Source organism: Niallia sp. FSL W8-0954 (assembly GCF_038005605.1).
GTDB classification, from domain to species: Bacteria; Bacillota; Bacilli; order Bacillales; family Cytobacillaceae; genus Niallia; species Niallia circulans_A.
This window is the reverse complement of record NZ_JBBOTN010000001.1, coordinates 302106-323202: the sequence shown is the minus strand read 5'-3', so window position 1 is coordinate 323202 and position 21097 is coordinate 302106. Positions and strand designations below refer to the sequence as shown.

The window sequence follows — 21097 nt, the reverse complement described above, 5'->3', positions numbered from 1 at the left end:
ACTATGCGTGTACATCAAATGTGGGATACGTATCCAGAATTAAAAAATGACTTGTCAAAAGTACTTCAATTAATTGAAAGCAATATTCGTGTTCGTGATAAAGTAGTTGAAAAAACGATTAAGGATTTAATTTATTCCGGTGGCAAGCTACTTAGACCTGCCTATTCCCTACTTTGTTCACAAATAGGTCCGTCTAAAGATAAAAATCGTGCAATAGCAGTGGCAGCAGCGTTGGAAACCTTGCATATGGCGACGCTGATTCATGACGATGTTATTGATGAATCGCCAACACGACATAACATTCCAACCATTCATACTCATAATGGAAATAAGTTTGCCATCTATGCGGGTGATTATTTATTCTGTGTTTGTTTTACCATTTTATCTAAGTACGCAACATCTCTTTCCCATTTAGAATTTAATGCCCGAAGCATGGAAAAAATCTTAAGTGGGGAATTAGATCAATTAAACGCTCGATACCAATCTACTGTTACGGTGAAAAAATATTTAGCAAGAGTATCCGGAAAAACAGCCCAGCTTTTTGCCGTAAGCTGCTATTCTGGTGCGGTTGAAAGTGAAGCAAGCAGACCACTCGCCATGAATGCTTGGAATATGGGGCATTATATTGGGATGGCTTTTCAAATAATGGACGATATTCTCGATTATAAAGGAGATTCCCAAACATTAGGAAAGCCTGTGATGGCAGATATTAAACAAGGTCACTATAATTTACCACTTATCTATGCAATCCAAGCAAATCCGCATGAGCTGATTCCTATATTAGATAAAAAAGAAGCCTTGACTAACGAAGATCTGGCACAGCTTTCTAAACTTATCGCTAAATATAAAGGAGTAGAAAAAGCAGAGCTCCTTGCTAAAAAATATACAGAGAAAGCAATTAAACAACTAAATAAATTACCTGATGGGGATTACAAAAACCGTCTTTTTGAAATTACGCTTAGCTTATTAAATAGGAATGTGTAATGCGTATGGTAAAAATCCGGTCCAACTCTGCATGCTGCTTGTCACTTGTTGGACTCGGATTTTTTAATAGCTGTCATTCTCTATTATGCTTATCTTTAAATTCCCAAAAGCCTGGAATACTGTCTAGGTCATATTGATAGGTAGATTGTATAAGCATTAATTTCAGCTCTTGTGAAAGATCTGCCATATCATTTGGGCTTGTTCTTTTTGTTAATTTATTTACCTTTGGTTCGAACAACTTTATTAGCTCATGGAGCATTTCCGGATCTGCCTTTGCCCTTTTTACCATCGTATACATATCGGTCATTTTTCCTTTTCCTTTCGCTCGTTTTCCTGAGTTTCCTTCCATTCCTTCAGTAGCTGATCCATTTTTTTATCTAATCTTAGCAGAACAAATAAAGATAAAGTTAGTGGAAAACCAAAATTGCTAATCATTGTCATCCATTGCGTCATATCTACTAATTCCATCTACCTTCCTCCTTATTATTGATAAATGAAAGAATACGTTTTAAAGCCGCTTTTCTTGTTTTTGAAACATATTGTTGAGACGTTCGAATTCTCCGGGCAATTTCTGTATCCGTAAATTTATAAAGATAGGCATAGGTAAGGATCTTACGTTGGGAAGAAGTCAAGCTCAGAACGGCTGAATAGATTGTTTTATTTGAAATATATTCCTCCATCTCAGACCATAGTGCCTCCTTCTCGACTATTGCTTCTATTTCAGCCTCTTTATCATTTAGATTAATATCCTTTTCTCCTCCCTCTTCCTTCTCGGTCAGTATTAATGGAAATCGTTTTTGATACATGGATAAGTTTTTATTAAAATTTATGGTACTGTACTCCATCGAAGAAGTGATATACGAAGTAAACCGAATGGTAAAGAAATGCTTTTTAAAAGATTCATCCACCTTTTCTTTATTTTCCTTTGTCGGACATTCTAGCGCTTTTTTTAACAGGTGAACATTGTCCTTTTTCTGCAAAAAACTCTTTACAATTGGATTGCTTAATAATGATTTATTTTCCTCTAAAAATGCGGTAAAAGCTTCTGATTGAGAAGAACGGCATTCTTTCATCCTTTCGACCTCCCAAAAGGAACATATGTTCTGTTTTTGTTGTAAAAAAAGGGACTAATCTTCATTAGCCTCTTTTGCCTATATGTTATCTTTACCTCCTTCTATATATATAAAGAAAGATTTTATGTAAAAATAACAACCACTTGTCCCATTTTCATTTAATCGATTACAAATAACTTTACATCAAAGATAACATTGTCTTGATTTTCTTCCAATACGACAATAGTCCAGTTTTTGGCTAATATCTTTGTAAATTGCTGAAAGGATTCCTTCGGCAATGTAATAGTTCCAATTGATTCGCCGCAGTCCTCATAGTCTCTTCCCTCTACTAATTGATATTTCAATAGTATAAGCCTTTTTAACGTTCCCTTAGTCAAAAAGGTTATTTCATAATCATCTTGCATAATCGCTTTGACGCTAGCTTTATTGTCTTTATAATAAGAGAAAAGCGTCTGCCAATCTGGCAAGCCATTTCCACAGTTCTGAAAGAACGCAAAATCTTCTGTTTCGAGAGCTTTGCTAACCGCCTCTTCCTTAAATCCCTTTGCTTTCACTTGCTCCAGCATAATTGCAAAATTAAGTGCCACTCTCATCATAAAACTTCTACTCCCTTCCCCACTTCATATTGATTTCATCCCAAGAAAAAGATAAATTGATAGAAAGACTTCATTAGACAGCTTTCTGTACCATTATCTGAATAGTTTAAGTATAATCTATTTTGAAAGGAGTTAGGAAAATGATTACACAAAATCCATTTGTTTCATATAGTGTTGCAATGGTAACCCCCTTTGATCAAAGGGAAAAGCTTTCGCAAACCGGCATCTATTCATTAATAGATTACTATAAACAGAATCATGTCCCGGCACTGCTTATTAGTGGATCAACAGGGGAACAGCATTCCATGACAATCGAAGAAAGACAGATTCTCTATCGGGAGGTAAAGTCCGCAGGGAAAGATGCTTTTCTTCTCATTGGTGGAGTTGCTGCTGTAAGAACGACAGATACCATTCGACTGGCGGAAGCTGCTCAAAAAGAAGGATTAGATGGAATAATGCTTGGCTTTCCTCCTTATTTACGTATTAATCAAAAAGAAGCTGCAGCATATGTTGAACAAGTTTGCGCAGTTACCAATTTACCCATCTTGCTTTACAATAATCCTTCCCGTACTGGATTTAACCTGGAATTAAATACTCTCTATCGTTTAGTAGAGAAACATCCCCAAATAAAAGGGTTAAAGGAAGCTGGAAATCCCGACAATGCTCTTATCCTCCAAAAAGAGCTTGGTTCATCCTTCTCTGTCTTAACCGGTACAGATTTATACCTTTTAGACCATTTGCGCAACGGATATGATGGAATTACTAGTATAATAGGAAATATTTTCCCGCAGGAAATACAACAAATTGTTCAATTGATAAAATCACAAAAATGGGAATTGGCGAAAAAACAGTTCTCCAAATTGCTACCAACGATACATACTATTCTAGAAATAGGTGCACTGCGTGCTATTAAATATCTATTATCTGAAAGCAATATAGAAGCAGGTATTTGTAGAAAGCCATTATCCACTTTGAATAAACAAGAACAGAAAACCCTAATGGAGGTTTGGCAAAAAGGAGAGGCATGATGAAAAAACACTTCCAACCTATTATGCTCTTGATTACGATATTGATTTTAGCTTCTTGCAGCGATAATCATGGGCAATCAGCAGCATCTAAACAAGAACCTATTTCCATAACCATCTCTGCTGCTGCCAGCATGCAAGATGCGTTAGAGTCAATCAAGGAGAAATTCGAAAAGGAGCATCCAGATATTACCCTAACTTTTAATTTTGGTTCATCTGGAGCATTGCAGCAGCAAATTTCCCAGGGAGCTCCAGTCGATTTATTTCTTTCTGCAGCAAAGGATAAGATGGCCCTTTTAATAAAGGGTGGCTTCATTAGTGAATCCGATCATACGAACTTAGTTAAGAATAATTTAGTATTAATCACCAATAAACAGTCTGACACTACTATCAATAACTTTGCAGATTTAGAAACATTGGATAAAGAAAAAATCGCTATCGGTATACCCAAATCCGTTCCAGCAGGAAATTATGCAAAAGAAACACTGCAATCCCTGCATATATGGGAAAAGGTCCAAGAAAATATCGTTCCTGCAAAGGATGTGCGCCAAGTTCTATCTTATGTAGAAACAAATAATGTAGCAGCAGGCATTGTTTATGGAACCGATGCAAAGACTTCTGATGCTGTTCAGGTAGCAGCAATTGCGGATGAAGCAAGTCATTCTCCCATTGTTTACCCTCTTGGCATCATCAAAGACAGTAAGCATTATCAGGCAGCTAAAGTTTTTTATGACTATTTGCAAACACCCATTAGTTTAGAGGTTTTTAAAGAAAATGGATTTATTGTTAACTAAAGAGGATTGGAGTAACTTTTGGCCTCCCATTTCTCTTTCCTTGCAAGTGTCACTCATCGCCACTGTCTGCGTCATTGTTTCGGGAATAATTCTTGCCGCTTTATTAGCGAGAAAAAAATTTAAAGGAAAGGTATTGCTAGAAACCTGTTTGTTACTGCCAATTGTTCTTCCCCCAACAGTTACTGGCTTTTTATTGCTCGTTGTCTTTGGGCGCAATAGTATCATTGGAAAAGGAATCGAATGGCTTTTTCATCAACCAATTATTTTTACATGGTGGGCTGCGGTAATTGCAGCATTTATTGTGTCTTTTCCTTTAATGTATCAATCGGCAAAGGCTGGGTTTATTCAGATTGATCGCTCGATTGAAGAGGCGGCACGTGTCGATGGGGCAAACGAGTGGAAAATTTTAACATCTATTTCTATTCCACTTGCCTCCCACTCGCTTATATCTGGAAGCATCCTTAGCTTTGCCAGAGGATTAGGAGAATTTGGTGCAACTTTGATGTTTGCCGGTAATATCCCAGGAAAAACACAGACATTACCTACTGCTATTTATGTCGCCATTGAAACTGGCAATATGAGAATGGCTTGGATTTGGGTAATAACCATCACCATTATTTCTTTTATTATGCTAGCTTTATGTCAGCCGAAACAACAATAGCCTTTCTCGTCTTTGCGCATTCCCTTACAAGTTAGTGTCAATACTGATTTCAGAGAAATAGACAAGCATATCATTTGGTATTTTTCCTTTCTCTGCTTTAATCTAAAATGGACAATAATCCACCTATGTGGAATTTTAAGGAGATGATTTTGCATGAAAATTACTTATCATGGTCAATCCACTATTGAAATTAGTACAGAAGGAAAGTCTTTAATTATTGACCCGTTTATTAGTGGCAACCCTTCTGCTGTTACAAAAGTAGAAGAAGTGAAAGTGGATGCTGTTTTACTGACACATGCACATATGGATCATATTCTCGATGCGGCACCAATCGCCAAAGCAAATAATGCTCCAGTTGTTGCTAACCCTGAATTAGCTGCTTATATGTCCTGGCAAGGTGTAGAAACAATTGGTATGAATATCGGCGGAACAGTCGATCTAGGCTTTGCTAAAGCAAAAATGACGCATGCATTCCACAGTTCCGGGATTATTGATGAGGAAAATAAAAGTATCTTATATGGCGGAATGCCAGGTGGATATATTATTGAGGCAGAAGGGAAAACCATCCATCATGCCGGAGACACTGGACTTTTCAGTGATATGAAGATGATTGGAGATCGACACCCATTAGATGTTGTCTTTCTACCAATTGGAGACCATTTTACAATGGGACCCGAGGATGCGCTGCAAGCGGCTGAATGGTATCAAGCAAAACTAATTATTCCCATCCACTACAATACATTCCCTGTAATTGAGCAAGACGCTAAAGCGTTTGTAACTAAGCTTGAAGAACTTGGTTTGAAAGGGAAAGTATTAGAACTAGGTGAAACATTCGAATTGTAAGAAAAGGATTGTGCTAGAGTACACATCAAATTAGCAATTTTGAAACGTTGCAGACAAACTTGGTTTGTCTGCAATGAATATGAAGTGGGGAAATGAGGTTAATATCGCATAAATAAGTGGGATATTAGCCTCTTTTCATTTTTATTAGCAGAAGACTATTGCTTTATCAATCAAGTTTTCCTTTTATCAGCCAAACTGGAGTAGATATCAGCCAAAATTTGATTTTTTCAGCCAAACTGGTGCACTTATCAGCCAAAATTTGATTTTTTCAGCCAAATTGGTGCACTTATCAGCCAAACTCCGGTTTTTTCAGCCAAACTGGTGCACTTATCAGCCAAACTCCGGTTTTTTCAGCCAAACTGGTGCACTTATCAGCCAAAACCCTATTTTACATTACTTTGCTTTCTTCTTCCCATTGAGCAATTTCTTTTACTCTTGCTTCCACTTGCTCTTGTGTTAGTCCATGTTGCTTTACATAGAAGTTTCTTGGATGGGTGCGGCACTCATGGCTGCAGCTTCTCATATATTTCTCTTCATTTTCTTCACTGCAAAGCATTTTACGGTTACACTCTGGGTTTGCACAGTTTACATATCTTTCACATGGCTCCCCAGTAAAGAAGTCACGTCCTACAATCACATGTTCTTTTTGATTGACTGGCACACTAATTCTTTGGTCGAATACGTAGCATTGACCATCCCAAAGCTCTCCTTGTACTTCTGGGTCTTTTCCGTAAGTCACAATTCCACCATCTAATTGGCTTACATCTTCAAAGCCCTCTTTCATTAGCCAGCCAGAGAATTTCTCACATCTTACTCCACCAGTACAGTAAGTAAGAATCTTTTTACCTTCTAGTTTATCTTTATTTTCTTTTATCCATTGTGGCAGTTCTCTAAATGTTTCAATTTCTGGCTTAATCGCACCTCGGAAATGACCAAGATCATATTCATAATCATTACGAGCATCAATAACAATTGTTTCAGGATCTTGCATTTTCTCATAAAATTCTGCTGGCTTTAAGTGTTTACCAGTTAATTTAAGTGGATCTACATCGTCCTCTAAGCTTAAGTTAACTAATTCTTTTTTATGACGAACATGCATTTTCTTAAAAGCATGTCCATCTGCTTCATCAATTTTGAAAATAGTATCGCTGAAACGCGGATCCTGTCTCATTGCTTCGATATACTTGTCTGTTTGCTCTACCGTACCAGAAACTGTTCCATTAATCCCCTCGTGGGAAATTAGAATTCGACCTAATAATCCTAGTTCTTTACAAAAAGCTAAATGCTCTTTGGTTAATTCCTCCGGATTTTCAATCGGTACATATTTATAATAAAGTAATACTCGATATTCACTCATTGTTCAACACCCTATTCCTTCTAAAAATTATCTATTAATAACTATACACCAATTGTGTCAATAGTAAAAATCCATTGCTTATTTGTAAAATCGCAAACAAACAGAAAGAGACTTCACTCATCGAAATCTCCCCCTGCTTAAAAATAAAGTTAAAATAATTATAAGGTAATACGAGCTAAAAAGAAAGATGCAGATTTTACCTAGTATTAAAATTCCATTCTTTCGTAGCCTTTACATACTATCATAAAAAATACTATTAACTAACTCGAAAGTATAGCAAGGGATACTCCTTAAAGGAGTACCCCTTGTTTGACATTTTCTATTGATTATCCTTCTGTTATGGTCGTATGAAAATGGAGCGCACAACCATATTTAGACTGCTGAAATATTTTCTCTACATGGCGTATGGCAAGCTCCGCTGATAAAGATGTAACAACTACTAGCTCCGCTTTAATCTTGTTAATAACCTTTATGCTAGTTGTGATGTAATCATCCTGGTAATTTCCAAAAACATCCCGGACATAATTTATTTGTCCACAGAAAAATTGAATAGTATATTGATTCATTTTTCTATCACTTTAAGCAGAAGCAGCCGAATCACTTTTTCTCCCCTCCATAACTTACGGCGTTTGCTTTATTTGCTGCCATAACGAATGGTATATACACCAGTGTAGAAACAGCCAAACAAACAAAACCAAGCAATAGCGCAATATAATTTCCACCTGTTCCAAGGAAAGCAATCAGCGGTCCTGGTGTAGTCCATGGAACGGAATACGCAATTGGCGGAATCAATCCTGATACAATCGCAACATATCCAATAATAATATTTATGGCTGGAACAAGAATAAATGGCACAATTAAAATTGGATTTAATACAACTGGTAAACCAAAAATAATTGGCTCATTTATATTAAATATCCCTGGTGCAAGCGAAAGTTTTCCGATATCTCTGTAATCCTGCCTTTTTGCTACAATAAAGATAGCAATAAGCAATCCCAGCGTCATCCCAGAACCACCATAGTTTGCAAAAGCATCATTAATTGCCCAAGTTACAGGATATGGCGCTCCCCAAGCTGTACCGTGCTCTGCGACGAAGTTAAGATTTTCTAAGCCTGCTTCTGCAAACATTGCTTCCCGTATAGCAGCAATGGTATTCGGGCCATGGATTCCAAAAACCCATAATAGGTTGGAAACTATCGCTAAAATAACTAAAGACACAATATTGGTGCCTAAACTCTTCAATGGAGTTTGAATCACTGCGTAAATAAATCCATGTAAGCCTTCTGGATAAACCGCATTTATTAAAGCGTTTGCAATAGCGAACACCACAGTAATAATTATAATAGGAAATAATACTTTAAAAGAACGAGAAACAGCCGGAGGTACAGAATCAGGCATGTTTATTTGCAATTTTTTGGACCTAGATAATCTACTAAAAAGCTCACCAACTAATAATCCCACAATTAAAGCAACAAATAGTCCTTGTGCTCCAACCCATTGAGTTGTTAAAAAGTTGGTTCCTTCTACATTGGTATATGGTGGATAAATAATGAAAAATACAGAAAGACCTGTCAGCCCACTTAATAATTCATCTGCTTTGAGTGAAATAGCCATATTTCTAGCAACAAGGAAGACGATAAACATAGATAAAATATTAACAGAGCCATTTAGCACAGGAGAAAAAACCGCTTGTAAATCAGCTAAATTGGGAAATAATTTATGCAAGAATAAGATCTTGGCGATGAATCCGTCTGGTGCTAAGACAGCAAAATTGAGCAATACAATTAATGAACCTGCAAGCGTAATAGGAAAAGATAGAATAAATGCATCGCGGATAGCAACGATATGCCTTTGTGAATTTAATTTTGCTGCAACTGGCACTAACGTTTTCTCCGCAAACTTTTCAAAGGCCGCCATAAAACCCATTATAATTCCCCCTAAATAAATATGTTATTTTTACATTGGAAAACTATTTTTGCAGGCTTCTTTAGGTGCAAGTTGCTGATTGATTTATGCCATTAATTCTAATGCTCTTTCTAATACTGCTTTGCCATTCATCATTCCATATGCTCTCATATCAATTACTTCTACTGGAACTCTCCCCGCAATGATCTCCTCTACCTGTGGTTTTTGGTAACGCACTTGTGGACCTAATAAAACGACATCCACTTCATGTGCGACTTTTTGACATTCTGATACTGGCAGTGCAAAAATTTCGAGCTCTATTCCTTTTTCTTTTGCTGCATCTTTCATTTTATTTACTAATAAACTAGTAGACATTCCCGCTGCACAAACTAAAAGTAATTTCTTCATTTTCTTCCCTCCAATAATTGATTTTTGTATAATATTCTCATTTGAATGGTCCTTTTCATAATATGCTCCCCTTACTCAATCGGCGCAGAAGCTGACCCCACAAGGAATTTCTAATTTTCTCAGGCAATTACATACCCCCTTCCACTTAAAATGTATGCGTTTGCAAGTTAATTAGAAGTAAAAATAACCACATTCTATCTTTTTTCTTCGGAAGGAATTTGTTACATTTTAGTCACAACCTGTTTTATAATAGAGGAAAGATAACCATGATTAAGGAAGTCATCCCCACTGATGATTAGTTGAACCATTTATATTTTTATGGACAGCGAATTTTTCATCTATCGGCGATTCACATAAACTTTCTGTCTATTAATAATGGGAATATAAAGAAAAATCTATTTAGGGTAGGAGGGAAAAATTTGTTCACAAATGAAATGATCCAATCCTTTAATGATTTAGAAATGCTACTCTATAACTATGTTACCAAAAATATCGATAAAGTTATTTATATGCGTATTAGAGAATTATCCGATGAAACACATGTGTCCACATCTAGTATTCTACGATTCTGCCGAAAATTAAACTGTGATGGTTTTTCCGAGTTTAAGGTTAAATTAAAATTATATTTAGATCAAAGTAAGCAAGAAAACCTAAAATCAACGAAATACTATCTTTCTGAGTTCTTAGAACGGACCATGAAGGGAAATTTCGAAACCTACATCCAAGAAACTGCGGATATGGTTAGTCAATCCGATAAAGTAATTTTTGTAGGAACGGGAAGCTCAGGCATTTTAGCGGAGTATGGAGCTAGATACTTTTCGAGCTTAGGAAAGTTTTCAACTTTTATAAAAGATCCCTTTTATCCAATTAACAGCAAGGAGCTGAAAAAATGTACCGCCATCATCTTATCGGTTTCTGGTGAAACAGATTATACCATTCATCTTGCAAATCGATTAAAAATGGAAGGTTGCAATATTATTAGTATTACTAATAGTAAAGACTGTCACCTTGCGAAAATATCTGATATAAATATTGCGTATTATGTTACAGAAGTATATACAGGACAATCAAATATCACTTCTCAATTACCGGTCATGTATATCTTAGAGGAAAGCGCACACAAGGTTAAAAAGAACAGCAAGCTTAATGAGGAGCGGGAAGCTTAGATAAAGGATAACAGGGAAATATTTTCTCTCTATTTCCCTGTAACATCATTCTTAGTTTGTATAATTGGCGGTGGCTGCTCCACCCAATTATAGTCAATCATTAAATCTGCCCCATCTTTGGCATACTGGCCAATTTCGATCGAAAGCCTATCATAATTAAGTAACAGGTCACTTCTTTGGCTGGCTCCTCCCGCTAATGCATAATTTCCAATTCCTGAGGCACTCAATAAACTAATATGAAACATCATTAACTTGTCAGAAAAAGTGCGTACAGTAGAATCAGTAATACCAAAATCAGAAGAGTTCGGACTCTGTATCCCCTCTTTTAAGAGAGTATCCGTAAATATTTTTAAATGTTTTTGTGAAATTTCTTTTCCTCTTAACATATAAGCCTGTACTTCTTTATTCGTCGTAGTCTGGGCGAAAGCCAAGGTAATCTTAAGTCCCATATTATTCGTCTGTGCATTCATAAAAAGATGGGAAACTTCCACTGCATTTAACGATCTTTTTTTGTGAAATAAAGAGAATCCACTCAAGTACTTTCTATTCTCAATAAAATCCGCTTCTTTTGGTACGGAAATAAAGGGGGCTCGGACTAACAATCCTTTTTTATCAAGAATAGAGGTACTTAAATGATACAGCTTTGAAGTATCCAGTAGTCCCTCATGAAAAAAATGGATTATATCTTTCCGTGTGCTCATCGATAAGAATCCCCCATATGCCACTAACCCTGCTTTTGCCATTTGATTAATATAGGCCAAACAGAAGAAATCGGTAAATAAAGCTGGGGCCTTTTTATTTACATCGTCTTCTGTGAAGCCATGTGGTATGGCAAACTTATTTTCCAGGAAGATTTTCACAAATCGTTTTTCCTGTTTTTGGGCAAATCGGTAAGCAAAGCGAATAGCATCTGCAATTTCCCGATCTTTCACATGTTGTATCATATGAGTAAGAACCTGTTTAGACATACAGTTATTTAAATAAGATGTCCACAGAGAAGCAATTTCTGAGGATGTTAGTTTTAGATTTGATTCGGACATTAAAGAAAACCTCCAACACTTACATAGTTTTAATAGTATTGGCATCCCTATCGATATTATGCTATCCAATCAATCATATTGAAAAAACATAATTCATTTATAATAAAAGAATCCATACTAGATGAAAATAAGAACAAGGAATGATGATAGATTTGAAAAATTCAGATATGCTTTTTCTTGATTATGCTAATGACAAAAACTTAACCGAAGCAGAGAAAAATATTATCCAGTTTCTGATAGAGAAAAAGTTAGCCGGAGAAACGTTAAGTATCCGATCAGCGGCTAATAATCTCTTCGTATCAACTGCAACCATTATCCGCCTTTGTAAAAAACTTGGTTTTAGTGGGTATAGTGAATTCATTTACAATCTAAATTTAAAAGTAACAAAGATGCTTGATCAAGAAGTGGAATATGTAGATAGTATTCATCAACCATTAATAGAGGCGGTATCCTCCTTTAAGCGTAATTATAAACAAACAACCGATTCTCTAGATGAGACAACCATTGAACAGTTCTTATCTCAAATCAATGAAAATAAAATGATTTATTTTTACGGCGCAGGCTTTTCCACTCTTTTTTCTAGCTATTTTGCCAAGAAATTAGAGTTATTTGGTTATTACGTTTCCAATACAACTACAAGTGACAGTCGTGCCATTTTTCTCAATAATATTCAAAAGTACAAGTTACTCATCGCTTTTTCCCGTTCTGGCGAAACAGCTAAAGTGCTAGAGAAAGTAAAAATTGCCAAGGATAAAGGCGTAAAAACGATACTATTCACCGGAAATAATAAAAGTTCAACAGCCAAAATTGCTGATATTGTCTTTACTGTCCTTGATCCTACAATTGAATCTCAACAAGAATTTGAGGTAACCTCCTATGAATCCAATATGTTTATGCTTATTGATTTACTCTTAATTATTGCGATTAAAAGAGGGATTATTAAAGAATACTAAAGCCTTTCCTTAATAACGGCTAAAAGAGGATGCTTGGGAGAACATCCTCTCTATTTCGTCCATTTTCCTTTCCTTCATAACGTGTAACATGTTACAGGATTGAAAGACATAGTACACAATGCTTGCAACCCCTTTCAAAATTATATGTTCAATTATATACTTTGGATATTAAAATATATGATAACGCTTACCACCAAGGGAGGTTTTATAGATGAAAAAGGTCGTAAATGGTCTTCAGCTATTCGGGAAATCCTTATTCGCACCAATTCTCATTCTACCGATTATCGGATTATTTATCGCATTTGGAAATGTTTTCGGAAACGGAAACTTAGCACAATATATCCCGTTTCTAGAACATCCATATATCCAAAATACAGGGAAATTTATTTCTTCTTCTGCTGTATCGATTTTACAAAACCTTGCTTTAATCTTTGCTGTCGGCATTCCGATTGGCTTAGCTAAAAAAGATAAAGGATATGCTGCCTTAACTGGGCTAGTTACCTTCGTTATTTTCATAAATGCCATGCATCAAGTGTTAAGTCTGACTGGAAGCTTAGTAGCACCAGAGGAAATGCAGCTAGCTGGTCAAGCAATGGTATTAAATGTTCAGGTATTAGAAATGGGGGTTTTCTCCGGAATTCTTCTCGGTGCTCTAGTTGGTATCTTGCACAATAAGTACTGTGACACAGAATTCAAAGGGGTTATGGCCATTTACTCAGGACATCGCTTTGTTGCTATTTTAGCCATTCCTAGTGCCATGATTTTAGGAGCGATTGCTGCAGAATTTTGGCCATTTGTACAAGATGGCATTACAGCTGTTGCAAGTGGCATTAAAAATTTAGGAGTATTTGGATTACTTATTTATGGATTCTTAGAAAGAATCTTAATCCCGACCGGTCTTCATCACTTAGTCTATACTCCATTCCTATATACAGAACTAGGTGGAGTAGCCCATATTGGAAACGAAATTATCTACGGAGCGAGAAATATCTATTTTGCTGAAATGGCAGACTCAAGCATTAAAGTACTAAGCAGTACCGTTAACTGGGATGCTCGTGGCCTAAGTAAAATGTTTGGCCTGATGGGTGCAGCTTTAGCCATGTATGTAACAGCAGATAAAAAGAAGAAAACAATCGCAAAAGCCATTCTTCTTCCGGCAGCCTTTACTTCCTTTTTACTAGGAGTAACAGAACCATTAGAATTTGCCTTTCTGTTCACAGCACCAATCTTGTTTGTGTTACATGCTGTACTTTCAGGTGTGGGAATGATGCTCTTAAGTATCTTTCATGTTCATGCGATTGGCGCTAATGGCTTTATTGACTTCCTGCTATATAACTTGCCGCTTGGTACGACGAAATCAAACTGGCCAATGTTTATCTTAGTAGGACTATTAATGGCAGCTATCTATTTCCTACTTTTCCGATTCTTGATTCTTAAATTAAATTTAAAAACACCAGGTCGCGAAGAGGATACAGTTACAGCAACAAGTGAGACAGCAAATGCAGAAGCAGCAGCATCGTGTACTGCAAGAAATGACTCCCCTTCTGCTTTAGGTGCAACTATTGTCAATGCATTAGGTGGAAAAGCGAATATTGAAAATGTCGATAATTGCTATACAAGATTGCGCTTAATTTTGAAGGATCCAACTGTAGTAGATGAACAAACATTAAAACAAACCGGCTCAAAAGGCATTATCAAGTCTGGTAATAATGTTCAAGTTGTTTATGGCTTAAATGTGAAATCAGTTCGAGACCAAGTTGACCAACAATTAGGAGGTATTTAAGATGAAAACATTTAAATTAGCAGTTGCAGGTGGAGGAAGCACTTATACACCAGGAATTATCCGTAGTCTTATGGATCGTCTAGAGGATCTGCCTCTATCTGAAATTCGTTTCTACGATATTGACGGAGAAAGACAAGCAAAAGTAGTTGTGGCTGCTAAAGCTGTTATTGAGGAATATACAGATAAAATTAAAGTCATTGATACAACAGATCCACAAACAGCATTTGAGGATGTAGACTTTGTCTTTGCCCAAATGAGAGTTGGAAAATATGCGATGCGTGAACTCGATGAGAAGATCCCTCTTTTCCATAACGTAGTCGGACAAGAAACCTGTGGTCCTGGCGGATTAGCTTATGGACTTAGAACGATTGCACCAATGATCGAATTAATCGATTATGTAGAAAAATATGCGAAAGAAACTGCATGGATTGTAAACTACTCTAACCCGGCATCCATTGTGGCAGAAGGAGTACGCAAATTACGACCAAATTCAAGAGTCCTAAATATTTGCGATATGCCGGTAGCAACTATGCGTAATATTGCCGCAATCCTTGGAGTAGAAAGAGAAGAATTAGAAGTAGACTATTTCGGTTTAAACCACTTTGGCTGGTTTACAAGCATTAAAGTGGATGGTGTGGAAAGATTGCCAGAGATTCGCGAGCATGTCTATAAATACGGTTTACTGACAGAAGATATTTCTAAAATTGACTATCGTCATGCCGATTCTTCTTGGATTAAAACCTTTAAGAACATTAAACTAATCATGGATCATTTTCCAGAATATCTGCCAAACCCGTATTTACAATACTATCTGTTCCCAGATCATATTGTCGAGACTTCTAATAAAGAATATACCCGTGCGAATGAAGTAATGGATGGTCGTGAAAAAACTCTATTTGAAACAGTGAAGAAATATGAAGAGACTGGTATTTTAGAAGACTCCTTCGCGGTTGGTGTACACGGAACATTTATTGTAGATGTAACCGTATCACTTGCGCAAAATTTAGGAAAAAGATATTTAGTTATGGTAGAAAACAACGGCACGATTCCAAACCTGCCTGCTGATGCAATGATTGAAGTGCCTGCACTTATTACAAGTAACGGTCCTAAGCCTGAATTCGTGGGAGATATTCCTTACTTCTATAAAGCAATGATTGACCAGCAATTAGCATCTGAAAAGATCTTAGTTGAAGCAATTGTGGAAGGCTCCTACGAAAAGGCATTACAGGCTTTCACTTTAAATAAAACTTTACCATCAGCTAAAGTAGCTAAAGCAGTCCTTGATGATTTAATTGAAGCAAATAAAGAATACTGGCCAACCTTAACAAAAGAATATAAAGAAGGCGTACTAGTATAAGATTTTTATAGTCCACAAGGAGTTTTGATACTCGTTGTGGACTTTTTTAGTTTCTAAATAGGCATTGGTTTTTATTATGTACCTCGGAAAGACAAGATCCATCATCTATAATTGTAAACAGCTAATTCTACCACCTGTAGAATCATTATTTTTTGAACATTCAACCAACCGTTGATAGGCACACTTCGGTATGTATGCTAGTATCGAAGTAGACAGTGCGCACTGGAAAAATAGAGGAGATGATACGATGATTGATTCACGAAAAATTGGTGCTTATATATCTAAACTAAGAAAAGAAAAAGATCTTACCCAAGTAGAGTTAGCAGATAAATTAAATATTAGTCATCAAGCGATATCAAAATGGGAAAGAGGCGAGTCCCTTCCAGATATTACATCCATTCCTGTTATTGCACATGTATTTGATGTATCTATTGACCTCTTAATGAATGCAGGGGTTGATAAAATGGATCATTCTAAACAGTTAGGAAAAATCGTGCAGCATTTATTGGAGGATAAACCAGAAGAAGTTGCTCATTTAATCAATTCAGGATCCGCACAAGTAAATGAGCTTGTCGATATCGCTCCTATTATTAAATCTAGTCAGCTTAGTAAAGTATCAAAAAAGATGAATACCAATGTTTGGGATGTAGATTCCATCGTCCACCTAGCCCCCTTTTTACAAACAGAAGCATTAGATGAAATAGTTATTGAAGCAGCGAAAAAAGCAATCGATTGTAAGCTGATACAGCGTATTGCCCCTTTTGTGTCTGCACATACATTAAACACAATAGCTGATCAGTTACTTAATGAATCCACTGAACCAATGGAGTTATTGGATCTAGCGCCATTCTTAGAGGAAGAATACTTGAATGATATGCTCCTAAAAGTAAGCACAGGCAAGATAACATGGAGGTTCATTACAGAAATGGCTCCATTCGTAAGCGACACAGCTCTAAGTGCGCTTGTTTTACAAGAAATGAAGAATCCTTTAAATGAGGAAAAGATTCTACCATTAGCCCCCTTTTTAGAAGAAGAAACAATTGATCAATTGATTTTGATTGCAGGTGGAAGAGGAAGCTGGACTTTCATCCAAAAGATGGTCCCATTTATAGGAGAAGAAACATTAAATACGCTGGTGGATAAAGCAGTAGATGGTGACATAGAATTAAAGGAGCTTACTGAGCTGGCACCTTTTTTAGAGGAAGAGGCGATCGAACGATTACTAGCTCGCATTGACCCTAACAAGCTTTCTCCAGAAATCCTAGCGAAACTGGCTCCGTTTATGGGAGGAAGCTCTTTAGGCAACATGGTTAAACAGTTGCTAAAAACAAAATAAGTAAAAAAAGAGTGAGACATAAGTATTTCAACCCAATATACCCCCGAACAATTATATGTACATATTAGAAAATATTCGTATAATTGTTTGGGGTTTTTATTTATTTTAAGAAAAATGGTTTGTGGTAATCACCCGCAGACTGAATACACTTCGCTTTCCATGGGGCGAGCGCCAAGCCTCCTCATTCTGAAGCCGAGGAGGCTTAGGTTGCTCCCCGCGGAAAGGGAGTGTCTGTAGCGCAATGGAACGAATTGGTTTCACCACTAATTTAGAGATTGTTCGTCTTTATCCATTAATTATTTTGTTATGTCCCAACCTTGTTTACTGGAACCTGCTGCTTTTTCTCATAGATTGTAAAATCCCCGCCTTTCCTATTAAAGTAACTTCACAACTAATTCTCCAAATACCTATATAAAGTAGACTTACTTATCCCTGTTTCTTCTTTTATATCTTTCAAGGTATATTTTTTTGACTGATACATCTCGATTGCTTTTTTTACATTCTCATCGGCTTTTCTAGGTCTGCCACTTGTTTTCCCATGCTGTTTCGCATACTCCATCCCTTTTTTGGTTCTTTCGCGAATAATTTCATTCTGGAATTCTATTAAATGGGACAGCATTTCGGACAATGAATATTCTTTTGTTCTTTCTGTATCAATCTCTTCCTTAATCGTCTGTAAATAGGCACCTTTCTTCTCAAGGATATCTAATATCTCCATCAGATGTCTACTCGAGTCTGCAATCGCGAATAATTGCACCACCACAATCTTGTCTCCCTTGGAAAGACACGACAACAATTCCAATAGCTTTGTTCTATTTTTTGCCGAATCGTGTTCTTCTTTATACACTTGCTCACATATAGGTTTTAGTATTTTAAACTGCTGCTCGCAGTGAATATCTGCGATGGTAGGGCGAATATAGCCATATTTCATCTTCATTGCCTCCAACGTTATCTCTTCTTCCTATTATAGACAGAAATGAAGACCTTGTAAAAACTTTCCCAAAACATATTCCTTTTTGGGAATAAACGTGATAGACTACCTTTAGGAAACAGAAGACTAATATTGAGGTGAATCATTTGATTGAAAAGATAAAAAGGGAATGGTTTTCAAATATCCGCGGGGATATTTTATCAGGAATGGTTGTTGCCTTAGCGCTAATACCAGAGGCAATTGCCTTTTCTATTATCGCTGGAGTAGATCCGATGATCGGATTATATGCTTCCTTTACAATGGCTGTAGTTATTTCGTTTACAGGTGGAAGACCTGGGATGATTTCAGCAGCTACAGGGGCAATGGCACTATTAATGGGACCATTAGTCAGAGATTACGGATTGGAATATTTATTTGCTGCTACGATTCTAACTGGTATTATTCAAATTATTTTTGGCGTATTAAAAATAGCCAAGCTGATGAAGTTTATTCCAAGAGCCGTGATGATTGGCTTTGTTAATGCTTTAGCCATCCTTATTTTTATGGCTCAAGTTCCACATCTTGTTAACGTAACAAGTATAACTTATTTATTCGTTATTATTACATTATTAATTGTATATATCTTGCCAAGATTTATAAAGGTAATTCCAGCACCGCTGATCGCTATTATTATTTTAACGGCTGTTGCTATTTTTGGAAATGTTAATGTTGCTACTGTTGGTGATTTGGGAAAAATTACACAGTCCTTACCAACGTTCTTTCTTCCAAATGTGCCGTTTTCTTTTGAAACATTAGCGATTATTTTTCCTTATGCATTGGCTTTATCTATTGTCGGCCTACTGGAATCCTTATTAACATCTTCTATCGTAGATGATGCAACCGATACAGAAAGCAATAAAAATAGAGAAGCAAGAGGGCAGGGAATCGCTAATATTGTGACAGGATTCTTCGGCGGTATGGCTGGCTGTGCAATGATTGGTCAATCTGTCATTAATGTAAAATCGGGAGGAAGAGGCAGATTATCTACCTTTGTTGCCGGTGTCTTTCTTATGTTTTTGATTATGGTATTAGGCAGTCTCGTTGTACAGATTCCAATGCCAGTATTAGTCGGCATTATGATTATGGTTTGTATCGGCACCTTTGACTGGTCTTCCTTCAAATATCTCGTGAATGCACCAAAGGCAGATGCCCTAGTCATGCTTGTGACAGTCATTATTGTGGTTGCAACCAATAATTTATCCCTTGGCGTCATTGCTGGAGTTCTGTTAAGTGCGGTCTTTTTCGCAGCGAAGATTTCCCATGTTAAGGTGCATAGGCAAGAAAGAACGAATGAAGAGCATTATGCAGTGGAAGGTCAATTATTCTTCGCATCTGTTGACAGCTTTATTAAAGCATTTGATACTTCCATCACCAACAAACAAATTTCCATCGACTTTACCCATTCTCATGTTTGGGATGATTCTGCAGTTGGTGCGATTGATAAAATCGCTTTAAAGTTAAAAGAAAACCAGAATACAGTAATAATGACAGGGTTAAATTCCGCTAGTCAAAAGATAGTGGATAAGCTTACTGTATTTCAAAACCCCAATGCAAAAGTATCTGATCACTAAATCAGAAAAGGGGCGTAAACGATGTATTCTACTATTCTTTTAACAATTGATGGTTCGAAAAACTCCTTAAGAGCAACGGAAGAAGCAGTCAAACTAGCTTAAAAAGAGCCAAATGCCCCTTTTTAGTAGTTAAATAACAAAATAAGAGAGTGGCATATCTTTTTGCCCTCTCTTTTCTTATTAAAACGTAATCGTCCTTATAAACTAGTAAGCTTCAGTTCTGATATAAGTAAGTCTTGACGCCTTTTATACCTAACTTCACTTTGAATAGTCCTCCTGATTGTGGATGCTCATTTAACTTCTCATCATCTAAACCAGATCGTGCTGTGGTTATATATAATTCATCCAGCTTTTTCCCCCCGAATGTACAAGAAGTCACATTTGGGACTGGCAAAAGTATTTCCTCTAATTTTTCACCATTATCGGGATTCCATCTCGACACTTTTCCTCCACCATAATGAGCAACCCATAGCATTCCTGCGCTATCAATCGTCATGCCATCTGGAAATCCTTCTTCCTCAGAAAAATCAATAATCTGTTTTGCCCTCCCTAGCTCTCCTGTTTCTAATTCATATTCATATTGAGTGATAATTTGGGTAGGTGTATCAATATGGTAAAAGTATTTATTATCACTTGTCCATGCCATTCCATTTGAAATAGTTAAATCACTCATCTTCTCCTTGCACCTGCCATCTTTTCCGAGACAATAAAGGGCTGCCTCTTTCTTATCCTCCCTGCTCATCGTTCCTGCCCACAATCGCCCTTTAGCATCGCACTTGCCATCATTAAATCGATTTCGTGTTAATTCCTTCTCTGGATCCGTCATGAATTCTAGCTGTCCTGTTTCTATATTTAAAAGATGAAAACCGTTATCTAATGTAACAATAAATTCCGTATCTTTTTTACTACAAGGGATAATGGCTGATACTTCGCGTTCGAGTTGAATTTGTTTATGCTTACCAGAGATATGGTTATACATATGTACTTTTTTCCCTTCAATATCTACCCAATATAAGAGATTATTCCTGAAATCCCAGCATGGGCCTTCCCCTAGCTCTGCTTTAGCATCAAGCACTAATTCTACTTCATCATGCATGCGCTTCCCCCTCCATTATGTATATATAATCTAGCTCCTTTTTATATACCTTTTCTAGAAGGAAAAGAAACCCCTCTTTACCAAATTGTCCAAATTTTTTATGAATAGCTCCTTCTTTTCGGATTTACCCTTGTAAATAAGATTTGCCCCTATTCGTAATGTCGTTCTATTTGGGACGT

General features: G+C 36.6%; 22 protein-coding genes. 11 read left to right on the top strand and 11 right to left on the bottom strand.

From position 1 onward, the window contains the following. Nucleotides 1-3 precede the first annotated feature (3 nt). Nucleotides 4-984 carry a polyprenyl synthetase family protein gene (locus tag NX902_RS01725; RefSeq protein ID WP_095331161.1) on the top strand — a complete coding sequence of 327 codons (981 nt, stop codon included), beginning with the start codon at nt 4-6 and terminating at the stop codon, nt 982-984. Between the two features lie 73 nt (nt 985-1057). On the opposite strand, the gene NX902_RS01720 is transcribed toward NX902_RS01725, so the two are convergent. The 4 genes from NX902_RS01720 to NX902_RS01705 form a co-directional block, all read right to left on the bottom strand. Continuing rightward, on the bottom strand, nt 1058-1291 hold the full coding sequence (locus tag NX902_RS01720) for a hypothetical protein (protein WP_095331163.1): 234 nt from the start codon (nt 1289-1291) through the stop codon (nt 1058-1060). Beyond that, on the bottom strand, nt 1288-1452 hold the full coding sequence (locus tag NX902_RS01715; RefSeq protein WP_095331165.1) for a YvrJ family protein: 165 nt from the start codon (nt 1450-1452) through the stop codon (nt 1288-1290). The genes NX902_RS01720 and NX902_RS01715 overlap by 4 nt, the downstream gene beginning before the upstream one ends. Continuing rightward, nucleotides 1443-2057: a hypothetical protein gene (locus tag NX902_RS01710; RefSeq protein ID WP_095331167.1), complete on the bottom strand. Its 615-nt coding sequence runs from the start codon at nt 2055-2057 to the stop codon at nt 1443-1445. The genes NX902_RS01715 and NX902_RS01710 overlap by 10 nt, the downstream gene beginning before the upstream one ends. Nucleotides 2058-2215: 158 nt before the next feature. After that, entirely contained in the window at nt 2216-2653 is a 438-nt protein-coding gene (locus NX902_RS01705) for a hypothetical protein (protein ID WP_095331169.1), read from the bottom strand. A 140-nt stretch (nt 2654-2793) separates the two neighbouring features. Between NX902_RS01705 and NX902_RS01700 the strand changes: the two genes are divergently transcribed. From NX902_RS01700 to NX902_RS01685, 4 genes are all read left to right on the top strand, one after another. Further along, nucleotides 2794-3681: a dihydrodipicolinate synthase family protein gene (locus tag NX902_RS01700; protein ID WP_095331171.1), complete on the top strand. Its 888-nt coding sequence runs from the start codon at nt 2794-2796 to the stop codon at nt 3679-3681. Continuing rightward, nucleotides 3681-4472, top strand: a complete 792-nt coding sequence (modA, locus tag NX902_RS01695; RefSeq protein ID WP_171509228.1) for a molybdate ABC transporter substrate-binding protein — start codon at nt 3681-3683, stop codon at nt 4470-4472. Before NX902_RS01700 ends, modA begins: the two co-directional genes overlap by 1 nt. Beyond that, a complete protein-coding gene (modB, locus tag NX902_RS01690) occupies nt 4453-5133 on the top strand; it encodes a molybdate ABC transporter permease subunit (RefSeq protein WP_095331175.1) in 681 nt (226 codons plus the stop codon). The genes modA and modB overlap by 20 nt, the downstream gene beginning before the upstream one ends. A gap of 153 nt (nt 5134-5286) precedes the next feature. Beyond that, nucleotides 5287-5976 carry a metal-dependent hydrolase gene (locus NX902_RS01685; protein WP_341160517.1) on the top strand — a complete coding sequence of 230 codons (690 nt, stop codon included), beginning with the start codon at nt 5287-5289 and terminating at the stop codon, nt 5974-5976. Between the two features lie 388 nt (nt 5977-6364). Here NX902_RS01685 and trhO read toward each other — a convergent pair whose 3' ends face one another. The 4 genes from trhO to NX902_RS01665 all read right to left on the bottom strand — a co-directional run bounded on the left by trhO (nt 6365) and on the right by NX902_RS01665 (nt 9646). Then, nucleotides 6365-7333 (bottom strand): oxygen-dependent tRNA uridine(34) hydroxylase TrhO, encoded by a 969-nt coding sequence (gene trhO / locus NX902_RS01680; protein ID WP_249879398.1) that lies wholly within the window; start codon nt 7331-7333, stop codon nt 6365-6367. Between the two features lie 326 nt (nt 7334-7659). Further along, complete coding sequence (locus tag NX902_RS01675; RefSeq protein ID WP_095331181.1) at nt 7660-7899, bottom strand: hypothetical protein; 240 nt, start codon at nt 7897-7899, stop codon at nt 7660-7662. A 31-nt stretch (nt 7900-7930) separates the two neighbouring features. After that, nucleotides 7931-9259 carry a PTS sugar transporter subunit IIC gene (locus NX902_RS01670; RefSeq protein WP_047944690.1) on the bottom strand — a complete coding sequence of 443 codons (1329 nt, stop codon included), beginning with the start codon at nt 9257-9259 and terminating at the stop codon, nt 7931-7933. An 84-nt stretch (nt 9260-9343) separates the two neighbouring features. Then, nucleotides 9344-9646, bottom strand: coding sequence for a PTS sugar transporter subunit IIB (locus tag NX902_RS01665; RefSeq protein ID WP_047944695.1), 303 nt, complete (start codon nt 9644-9646; stop codon nt 9344-9346). Nucleotides 9647-10065: 419 nt separating this feature from the next. Between NX902_RS01665 and NX902_RS01660 the strand changes: the two genes are divergently transcribed. Then, the gene (locus tag NX902_RS01660; RefSeq protein ID WP_095331183.1) at nt 10066-10812 is read left to right on the top strand and encodes a MurR/RpiR family transcriptional regulator; all 747 of its coding nucleotides are present in this window, start codon (nt 10066-10068) and stop codon (nt 10810-10812) included. Between the two features lie 29 nt (nt 10813-10841). On the opposite strand, the gene NX902_RS01655 is transcribed toward NX902_RS01660, so the two are convergent. After that, entirely contained in the window at nt 10842-11852 is a 1011-nt protein-coding gene (locus NX902_RS01655) for a DUF3231 family protein (protein ID WP_163185725.1), read from the bottom strand. 143 nt (nt 11853-11995) lie between these two features. Here NX902_RS01655 and NX902_RS01650 point away from each other — a divergent pair, with 143 nt between their 5' ends. The 4 genes from NX902_RS01650 to NX902_RS01635 all read left to right on the top strand — a co-directional run bounded on the left by NX902_RS01650 (nt 11996) and on the right by NX902_RS01635 (nt 17281). After that, entirely contained in the window at nt 11996-12805 is an 810-nt protein-coding gene (locus NX902_RS01650) for a MurR/RpiR family transcriptional regulator (protein WP_341160516.1), read from the top strand. Nucleotides 12806-13016: 211 nt separating this feature from the next. Further along, entirely contained in the window at nt 13017-14588 is a 1572-nt protein-coding gene (locus NX902_RS01645) for a PTS transporter subunit EIIC (protein ID WP_163185728.1), read from the top strand. A 1-nt stretch (nt 14589) separates the two neighbouring features. Next, a complete protein-coding gene (locus NX902_RS01640) occupies nt 14590-15945 on the top strand; it encodes a 6-phospho-alpha-glucosidase (RefSeq protein ID WP_095331191.1) in 1356 nt (451 codons plus the stop codon). Between the two features lie 247 nt (nt 15946-16192). Then, on the top strand, nt 16193-17281 hold the full coding sequence (locus NX902_RS01635; protein WP_204259842.1) for a helix-turn-helix domain-containing protein: 1089 nt from the start codon (nt 16193-16195) through the stop codon (nt 17279-17281). Between the two features lie 391 nt (nt 17282-17672). Here NX902_RS01635 and NX902_RS01630 read toward each other — a convergent pair whose 3' ends face one another. Next, a complete protein-coding gene (locus NX902_RS01630; RefSeq protein ID WP_095331208.1) occupies nt 17673-18212 on the bottom strand; it encodes a recombinase family protein in 540 nt (179 codons plus the stop codon). 146 nt (nt 18213-18358) lie between these two features. On the opposite strand from NX902_RS01630, the gene NX902_RS01625 reads away from it, so the two are divergent. Further along, nucleotides 18359-19822: a SulP family inorganic anion transporter gene (locus tag NX902_RS01625; RefSeq protein WP_163185731.1), complete on the top strand. Its 1464-nt coding sequence runs from the start codon at nt 18359-18361 to the stop codon at nt 19820-19822. Between the two features lie 214 nt (nt 19823-20036). On the opposite strand, the gene NX902_RS01620 is transcribed toward NX902_RS01625, so the two are convergent. Then, on the bottom strand, nt 20037-20918 hold the full coding sequence (locus tag NX902_RS01620) for an SMP-30/gluconolactonase/LRE family protein (protein ID WP_123258751.1): 882 nt from the start codon (nt 20916-20918) through the stop codon (nt 20037-20039). Nucleotides 20919-21097: the final 179 nt, after the last annotated feature.

Excerpts from the sequence above, each read along its gene's own strand:
- NX902_RS01725 (WP_095331161.1), top strand. The coding sequence starts at position 4 with ATGCGTGTACATCAAATGTGGGATACGTATCCAGAATTAAAAAATGAC.
- NX902_RS01720 (WP_095331163.1), bottom strand. The coding sequence starts at position 1,291 with ATGACCGATATGTATACGATGGTAAAAAGGGCAAAGGCAGATCCGGAA.
- NX902_RS01715 (WP_095331165.1), bottom strand. The coding sequence starts at position 1,452 with ATGGAATTAGTAGATATGACGCAATGGATGACAATGATTAGCAATTTT.
- NX902_RS01710 (WP_095331167.1), bottom strand. The coding sequence starts at position 2,057 with ATGAAAGAATGCCGTTCTTCTCAATCAGAAGCTTTTACCGCATTTTTA.
- NX902_RS01705 (WP_095331169.1), bottom strand. The coding sequence starts at position 2,653 with ATGATGAGAGTGGCACTTAATTTTGCAATTATGCTGGAGCAAGTGAAA.
- NX902_RS01700 (WP_095331171.1), top strand. The coding sequence starts at position 2,794 with ATGATTACACAAAATCCATTTGTTTCATATAGTGTTGCAATGGTAACC.
- modA (WP_171509228.1), top strand. The coding sequence starts at position 3,681 with ATGAAAAAACACTTCCAACCTATTATGCTCTTGATTACGATATTGATT.
- modB (WP_095331175.1), top strand. The coding sequence starts at position 4,453 with ATGGATTTATTGTTAACTAAAGAGGATTGGAGTAACTTTTGGCCTCCC.
- NX902_RS01685 (WP_341160517.1), top strand. The coding sequence starts at position 5,287 with ATGAAAATTACTTATCATGGTCAATCCACTATTGAAATTAGTACAGAA.
- trhO (WP_249879398.1), bottom strand. The coding sequence starts at position 7,333 with ATGAGTGAATATCGAGTATTACTTTATTATAAATATGTACCGATTGAA.
- NX902_RS01675 (WP_095331181.1), bottom strand. The coding sequence starts at position 7,899 with ATGAATCAATATACTATTCAATTTTTCTGTGGACAAATAAATTATGTC.
- NX902_RS01670 (WP_047944690.1), bottom strand. The coding sequence starts at position 9,259 with ATGGGTTTTATGGCGGCCTTTGAAAAGTTTGCGGAGAAAACGTTAGTG.
- NX902_RS01665 (WP_047944695.1), bottom strand. The coding sequence starts at position 9,646 with ATGAAGAAATTACTTTTAGTTTGTGCAGCGGGAATGTCTACTAGTTTA.
- NX902_RS01655 (WP_163185725.1), bottom strand. The coding sequence starts at position 11,852 with ATGTCCGAATCAAATCTAAAACTAACATCCTCAGAAATTGCTTCTCTG.
- NX902_RS01650 (WP_341160516.1), top strand. The coding sequence starts at position 11,996 with ATGATAGATTTGAAAAATTCAGATATGCTTTTTCTTGATTATGCTAAT.
- NX902_RS01645 (WP_163185728.1), top strand. The coding sequence starts at position 13,017 with ATGAAAAAGGTCGTAAATGGTCTTCAGCTATTCGGGAAATCCTTATTC.
- NX902_RS01640 (WP_095331191.1), top strand. The coding sequence starts at position 14,590 with ATGAAAACATTTAAATTAGCAGTTGCAGGTGGAGGAAGCACTTATACA.
- NX902_RS01635 (WP_204259842.1), top strand. The coding sequence starts at position 16,193 with ATGATTGATTCACGAAAAATTGGTGCTTATATATCTAAACTAAGAAAA.
- NX902_RS01630 (WP_095331208.1), bottom strand. The coding sequence starts at position 18,212 with ATGAAATATGGCTATATTCGCCCTACCATCGCAGATATTCACTGCGAG.
- NX902_RS01620 (WP_123258751.1), bottom strand. The coding sequence starts at position 20,918 with ATGCATGATGAAGTAGAATTAGTGCTTGATGCTAAAGCAGAGCTAGGG.